At 71.6% G+C, this 6,626-nt stretch carries 5 protein-coding genes; 1 reads left to right on the top strand and 4 read right to left on the bottom strand.

Going from position 1 to position 6,626, the window contains the following annotated elements:
* Positions 1–101: 101 nt before the first annotated feature.
* From ACTWPW_RS45420 to ACTWPW_RS45405, 4 genes are all read right to left on the bottom strand, one after another.
* The gene (locus ACTWPW_RS45420; protein WP_443172386.1) at positions 102–1,832 is read right to left on the bottom strand and encodes an NAD-dependent malic enzyme; all 1,731 of its coding nucleotides are present in this window, start codon (positions 1,830–1,832) and stop codon (positions 102–104) included.
* Between the two features lie 210 nt (positions 1,833–2,042).
* The gene (locus ACTWPW_RS45415; RefSeq protein ID WP_443172385.1) at positions 2,043–2,702 is read right to left on the bottom strand and encodes a DsbA family oxidoreductase; all 660 of its coding nucleotides are present in this window, start codon (positions 2,700–2,702) and stop codon (positions 2,043–2,045) included.
* A gap of 28 nt (positions 2,703–2,730) precedes the next feature.
* A complete protein-coding gene (locus ACTWPW_RS45410; protein ID WP_443172388.1) occupies positions 2,731–3,087 on the bottom strand; it encodes an antibiotic biosynthesis monooxygenase family protein in 357 nt (118 codons plus the stop codon).
* A gap of 220 nt (positions 3,088–3,307) precedes the next feature.
* On the bottom strand, positions 3,308–4,813 hold the full coding sequence (locus tag ACTWPW_RS45405; RefSeq protein WP_443172384.1) for a carboxylesterase/lipase family protein: 1,506 nt from the start codon (positions 4,811–4,813) through the stop codon (positions 3,308–3,310).
* Between the two features lie 234 nt (positions 4,814–5,047).
* Here ACTWPW_RS45405 and ACTWPW_RS45400 point away from each other — a divergent pair, with 234 nt between their 5' ends.
* Positions 5,048–6,556, top strand: coding sequence for a hypothetical protein (locus tag ACTWPW_RS45400; protein ID WP_443172383.1), 1,509 nt, complete (start codon positions 5,048–5,050; stop codon positions 6,554–6,556).
* Positions 6,557–6,626 lie beyond the last annotated feature (70 nt).

The raw sequence follows: 6,626 nt of genomic DNA, 5'->3' as shown, positions 1-6,626 counted from the left end.
GGTCTGGATCGTGTGTCGCCTGGGCCAGGGCGGCGTCAGGCGCTTTTCGTGGGCGGCGGGCGCCCGCAGCCCGATCGGCGCGTCGCGGACCTGCGGCGCGCTCACTGCCCGTTCCCGTGGACGGGGCGGTACGTGGGCTGCCACATGGCGTCCTGAACCTGCTGGACGGTGTCACGCAGATCGACGCGGGCCAGGTGCTCCTCGGCCGCCCGGTTCGCGACGGCCACGGCCACCGTGGCAGAGACCTCGCGCAGGTTGTCCACCTGAGGCAGCAGCGACGCGCCCGGGGCGGACACGTCGACCATGTTCCCGACGGCCTCGGCGGCGGCCTGGAACATGCCGGGGCTGACCCGGCGGGCCCGCGCGACCACCACGCCCAGCCCCAGCCCCGGGTAGAGCAGGGCGTTGTTGGCCTGGCCGATGACGTACGTGACGCCGTTGTACGTGATCGGCTCGATCGGGACGCCGGTGGCGATCAGAGCCCGGCCGTCGCTCCAGCGGATCAGGTCGGCCGGCATGGCCTCGATGCGCTCGGTCGGGTTCGAGATCGGGAAGATGATCGGGCGGTCCACACCCGCCGCCATCGTCCGGACGATCTGCTCGGTGAAGGCGCCGTGGGCGGTGGAGGTGCCGAGCAGCATGGTCGGCTTCACGCGCGTGACGACCTCGGCCAGCGAGATGCCGTGCTCGTCGCGAGACCAGTCGGCGACCTCGTCCCTGGGGCGGGCGTACGGCTGCTGGTAGTCGCGCAGGCCGGCCATGTCGTCGGTGAGCAGGCCCTGCTTGTCGATCGGCCAGATCCGCCGGGAGGCGCTCTCGCGGTCCAGGCCGTCGCGGATCATCGCATCGCGCAGCTGGTCGGCGATGCCGGTGCCCGCGGTGCCCGCCCCGAAGATGACGATCCGCTGCTCACGCATCGGGGTCCGGGACACCCGGACGGCGCTGAGCATGGCGGCCAGCACGATCGCGCCGGTGCCCTGCATGTCGTCGTTGAAGGTACAGATCCGGCCGGTGTACTTCTCCAGGATCCGGCGGGCGTTGGACGGGCCGAAGTCCTCCCAGTGCAGCAGGGCGCCGGGGAACATCCGGGTGGCCGTGGTGACGTAGGCGTCGATGAAGTCGTCGTAGCGCTGCCCGCGTACCCGGGCGTGCCGGTTGCCGACGTAGGCCGGATCGTTCAGCAGGGCCTCGTTGTCGGTGCCCACGTCCAGGGCGACCGGGATGACGCGGCCGGGGTCGATGCCCGCGGCGGCCGTGTAGACGGCCAGCTTGCCCGTCGCGATGCCGGCTCCGCCGCCCACCCCCCAATCTCCGATGCCGAGAATCTCCTCGGCATCGGAGGCCACGATCAGGTCGACGTCGTCCGGGCCCAGCCCGAGGTTCCTGAAGGCCCGCTCGATCCCGCCCGGGTCGTCGATGGACAGGTACACGCCACGGGGGCGCTGGTACTCGTGGCTGTAGGCCTTGATCGCCTCGGAGACGGTCGGGTCGTACACGATGGGCAGCATCTCGCGCAGGTGATCGCTCAGCAGCCGGTAGTAGAGCACCTCGTTGCGGTCCCGCAGCCCCTCCAGGTAGACGTTCTTGAGCAGGTCACTCGGCTGTGCCCGGTACTGCGCGTACATCCGCCGCGCCTGCTCCTCCAGCGTCTCCACCGCCAGCGGCAGCAGTCCCTCCAGACCCAGCTCGGCCCGCTCCTGCGGCGAGAACGCCGTGCCCTTGTTCAGCAGCGGCTCCTGCAGCACCGCCTGGCCCCGCAGGGACGTCACGTAGCTGCCGTCCGGCTGCTCGGCGAACATGAGGCTCACCAGATCAGGCTTCTTCTTCCCCATCGACACCGTCATCCCTCTCGGCTGCATCGGCCTGGCACTCGGCGCCGGGCCACGGCGAATCAGGCTGCCCCGGCCAGGAGGACGGACACTGAGCCGCGCCTCACGACTCCACAAATCCGGACAAAGGAAGTGCTGCTCGGCTGAGGAGGTGGCCCGGTCATCGCGGGTGCGATCCCTTTCGGAGAAGTCGTGTTTCGGAGGGGTGACGCGTCAGCCGGCCCGGTCAGAACCGGCCGGAACGCCCGGTGAACCGGTCGGGCCGCGCTCCAGCAGCCGGCGCAGATCAGCGACGGGCTGGACCCCGGAGACCGGCGGCCGGCCGTCGATCACCAGGCTGGGGACGCCGGTGACGCCGAGCTCGGCCGCGCGAAGCCGATCCGCCCGCACCTGGTCGGCGTAGTCGTCACCGGCCAGCACGGCGTGCACGTCATCGGCGTCCAGGCCGGCCGCGCCGCCCAGGCGCCGCAGGACCTGCGGGTCGGCCACGTTGAGCCCTTCGGTGTGGTACGCGTGCAGCAGCAGCTCCATCATCTGGTCGGCCCGGTCGTGGTCGGCGGCCAGCTTGCACAGCCGGTGCGCGTCGAAGGTGTTCACCGGCCGGGCCAGATGCAGGTTCAGCTCCAGGCCTTCCGCGGCGCCCAGCGACCGGATCAGGGTGATTCGGGCAGGTGCCTGCTCGCCCCACCATCCGGCCATGGCCTCGGCGGCGGTCGGACCGGGGACCCGGCCTTCCTCCGGGGCGAGCTCGTAACTGCGCCAGGCGAGCTCCACGCTGTCGCGGTCGGCGAGGCTCGCCAACGCTGCCGTCAGGCGTCTTTTGCCGATGTAGCACCACGGGCACAGCACATCGGCGTATATCTCCAGCTTCATGCAGGTCCTTTGTAGGAGGTTTCGGCGATCAGGAGTCGAGGCCCTGCGGCCCGGGACCGACCTCGCGGGCCACGGTGTAGGTGGGCGGCCCGGTCATGCGCGGTTCGGCCTTGCCGGACAGGCCCCGCAGCGCCCTGCCGATGGCGGCCACCCGGCCGTCGGTGTCCGAGGTCTCCACGAAGGCGCGGTAATCCGCCTCGCTCGCCCAGTGCACGATGTTGTACACGCGGGTGCCGTCGGTGCTCACGTGAAACCGGGCTGAGCGGTAGCCGGGATAGAAGCGCACCCACCGCTCCTGGATCTCCGCGAACGCCTCGACGAGCTCGCGCTGAGTGTCGAATCCGTCGACGGTGTAATCGATGATCGAATAGAAACCCGTGTCCATGCTCACGCGCATGCTCCTCGAGGTCGATGGCAGGACAGGCCCCCGATCGCCATCCTGCAATCTCAACCGCGGTTGAGGTCAACCACGGGCAGGCGAGCGGCCCCGCTCCACCCGCCGTTCGCGGCGCACGCCTGGGTGGTGGAGGCCGGTGGCGTGCCGGTGGAGGAGGCCGTGCCGGAGGGGTACCTCGCCCCGCTGATCACGGTCGCACCGTGGCCGGCTACGGATGCGCCCGCAACGTGAGGGGGTCGAAGGCGTGCCCGGCCCACAACTCACGGGAGGTTTCCTCCGGGTACGCCGTCATGCCGGGCTCGGTGTCGATGACCCAGGTATGCCGGTTCTGCGGCTCGTACGCCGGCCAGCCGGGATCCCCGGTCGTGGCGAAGGCGATCCAGGCCGCGCGGACCCGGGCCGACAGCTCGGCCGCGGCCGGTGGCGGCTCCTGTCCGAGCAGCAGTCCCGCCGCGCCGGCGGTCAGGTTGCCGAACGTGAGCGGCAGGCCGAGCCCATGACAGGCGCCGAGGACCTCGCCGCCCATGCCGGGGGCCGGCCAGGTCAGCTCGTACAGGTGGGCCCGGCCGCGCCTCTGGTGGGCCTCGGCCAGCCGGACGGACGGCATCCGGAACAACCAGTCGGAGTGCACCAGCTCGTACAGCCGCTCCTCGCCGGCCTTCGGGTGGGCGGCCCGGAAGGCCTCCGGGTCAGGCGCGAGCTCCCGCAGCGCGGTGGCGGCCCGCTCGGCGGTGATCTGGCCGGAGTCGCCGCTGATGGCCATGAACAGCCGGTATTCGTCGCGGGTGTGCCCCGCGATCAGCTCCACCTCGCGCGCGGCCCCGTCCGCCAGTGACCGCCACGGCACCGCGGGCAGCACCTCGCCGTCCACCACCGGCGCGAACGGCGACCGGATGTACGCGGCCCGGCCCCACTGCGGGCGGCCGGCCATCTTGTCCGCCACCGCGTCACCGGCGTCGTTCAGTCGCTCCGGCGACAGGCGGGCGAGTTCGTCCGCGCGCGGGGGCAGGCCCAGCTCACCGGCCACGGCGGCGGCGATGTCGGCGGCCAGCTCAGCGGAGAAGAACAGGCCTGGCACGCTCTGCGCGATCGCCCTGCCGAACAGACCGGCGGCCATGGGCATCGCCATCAGCGCCGCGATGCTCCCGGCTCCGGCGGACTCCCCGAAGACGGTGACCCGGTCCGGATCCCCGCCGAAGGCCGCGATGTTGTCGCGCACCCAGCGCAGGGCGGTCACCTGGTCCAGTAACCCGCGGTTGGCCGGTGCCCCCCGGAAATGTCCGAAGCCCTCGGCGGAGAGCCGGTAGTTGAAGGTGACCACGATGACGCCGTCCCGGGCGAGCACGCGGCCGTCGAAGACCGGGTCGCCGGACCATCCGTACATGTAACCGCCGCCATGGATCCACACCATCACCGGCAGCCGGGCAGCGCCCAGGTCGGGGGACCACACGTTGGCGGTCAGCCAGTCGCCGTCCGTACCGTCGACGCCGGACGCGCCCAGCAACCTGGACTGCGGCGGCGGCGGACCGAACGCGCCGGCCTCGCGCACCCCGTCCCACGGTTCGGCCGGCACCGGCGCGGCCAGCCGCAGGGCGCCCACCGGCGGGCGCGCGAACGGCACGCCGCGGAAGACGGCCACGCCGTCCTCCATCCGCCCGCGCAGCCTTCCCGTGCCCATTCGGATCTCCGGGCCTGCGGATCCGATGGCGCTCATGGCACGCTCCTCTTCCGGGGTGCCGGCTCACATAGCCAGACGCGGCCATCTTCACCCGGGCCACAGGCCCACCGCACCTCGATATCGAGCGGGCCGGACCGGCGAAGGTCTTCCCGGGCCAGCGCGCCAGGCTTGACCAGCGGCACCCGATCGGCCGCCCACCAGCACGAACACTCCCGCGTTCGGCTGCCCATCTCCTTCCCCGGGTCATGGACAGCTCACTACCATTCCGCCATGCCTTTCGATCTTGCGTACTACGTGTTCATGGCCGTATTCCTCGGCCTGTTCGCAGTTCTTCCCCTGATGACCGCGACCGGGGCCGTCCCTGCCGCGGTGCTCTCCGCCCCGCCCAACCGCCACGAGCTCATGAGCCGGCGATTCGTCGTCGCGGGATTGTTCGTGTCGTTCGCCGGCGTCTTGTTGATGGGACTCGGCGCCTGGCTGGGGCGTGCGGATTCGCGCTACGGCGCCCTCGCGGCTTCCGGGATGTTGCTGATCACCCTCATCGGCGCGGGCCTGCTCGTCGCCGGCCTCGGCCCGGTGCCTTCGTGGCTGCTGGAGATCACCGGTCCGTACGCGGAACGGCTGCCGCCGCCCTTCCGCCTGGCGGCCCGCGACCTGGCCCATCGTCGTGTCCGCGCGGTGCTCGCGATCACGCTGGCGATGCTGGCGACGGCCTTCGGCATCGCGCTGACGGTCGTCGCGGTCGGCGAAACGGCGCAGAGCAGGGCCGAATACTCGCCCCGGGCCCGGCCGGGCACCTTACTGGTCCGGTCGGGCACCTTGTTCGCGCCGTTCTTCTCCTCGGCGGCGGATGCGGGCACCGTACGAGCGGCGATCGAGCGGGAATTACCCGGCGTGCCGATCGCCCAGAGCGAGCGCCCTTCGCGCGAATCCTGGCACTTCCACGCGAACGCGGAGAACATCGAAATATCAGAGGAGGCCGTCTACTGGGATCAGGCCATCGGTGACGAGAAACTGCTGCGGTACCTCACGGGCGATCAGTCGACGCCGTACGACGAGGACACGGCCGTGGTGATCACGTCAGCCGACGTGAAGGCCGACTCGGTCGAGCTCTCCTACGAGATCGACGAGAACGACGACACAACGAAGACCAGAACCGTCCGGGCGGTCATCGCCAGGCCCGCCGACCCGTACATGGAGACGATCTTCGTGCCCTCGAAGATCGTCCGCGACCTCGGCTACCGGCTCCTACCGGACGAGCTGATCGTCGACCCCACTCTCCGCCGGGTCACGGTGCAGGAGCAGGAGCGCCTCGACGACCGGCTGGACGACACGGTCGCGGAGGTCTACGTCGAGCGCGGCTTCGCGGCTTCGACCGGGTGGCTGCCCGTCGTCGCGGCGGCGCTCCTGGTCGCCCTTGGTTGTGCGCTGGCCGCCGGCTTCGGCAAGGCCGCGGACGCGCGTCAGGCCCGGGTCCTGAGGCGGGCCGGAAACGGGTCAGCCGCGGCCTTCCGGTGGTTCTGCGCATCCCGCGCGGGTCTGAGCGCCCTGTACGGAACCGTCCTGGGCGCGGTCGCCGGATGTCCCGCCGGGATGCTGCTGCTGTGGCCCTTGACGGTGCGTACCACGTGGGAGGCACCGGTGCGGGTGCCGTTCGAGACCCCCTGGCCGGCGATCGTGGCCGTCGTCGCCGGCCTTCCCCTCCTCGCCGCCGCCCTCGGCGCGCTCCTCGCCCGCGAGCGACCGCACGTGCCCACGCCCGCTGCGCCTCGGCCCTGAAGCGGGGGCACCCGGCCGAGGTCGCCAGGGCGGTCGTGTTCCTCGCGTTCGAGGCTACCGGTAGGTGGCG

The organism is Nonomuraea sp. KM90, from assembly GCF_052246675.1.
Lineage (GTDB): Bacteria > Actinomycetota > Actinomycetes > Streptosporangiales > Streptosporangiaceae > Nonomuraea.
This window is presented reverse-complemented; position numbering and strand designations above follow the sequence as displayed.

What these genes read in the sequence shown, in the direction of transcription:
- ACTWPW_RS45415 (WP_443172385.1), bottom strand. Translation starts at nt 2,702, where the DNA reads ATGAAGCTGGAGATATACGCCGATGTGCTGTGCCCGTGGTGCTACATC.
- ACTWPW_RS45410 (WP_443172388.1), bottom strand. Translation starts at nt 3,087, where the DNA reads ATGGACACGGGTTTCTATTCGATCATCGATTACACCGTCGACGGATTC.
- ACTWPW_RS45405 (WP_443172384.1), bottom strand. Translation starts at nt 4,813, where the DNA reads ATGAGCGCCATCGGATCCGCAGGCCCGGAGATCCGAATGGGCACGGGA.
- ACTWPW_RS45420 (WP_443172386.1), bottom strand. Translation starts at nt 1,832, where the DNA reads ATGGGGAAGAAGAAGCCTGATCTGGTGAGCCTCATGTTCGCCGAGCAG.
- ACTWPW_RS45400 (WP_443172383.1), top strand. Translation starts at nt 5,048, where the DNA reads ATGCCTTTCGATCTTGCGTACTACGTGTTCATGGCCGTATTCCTCGGC.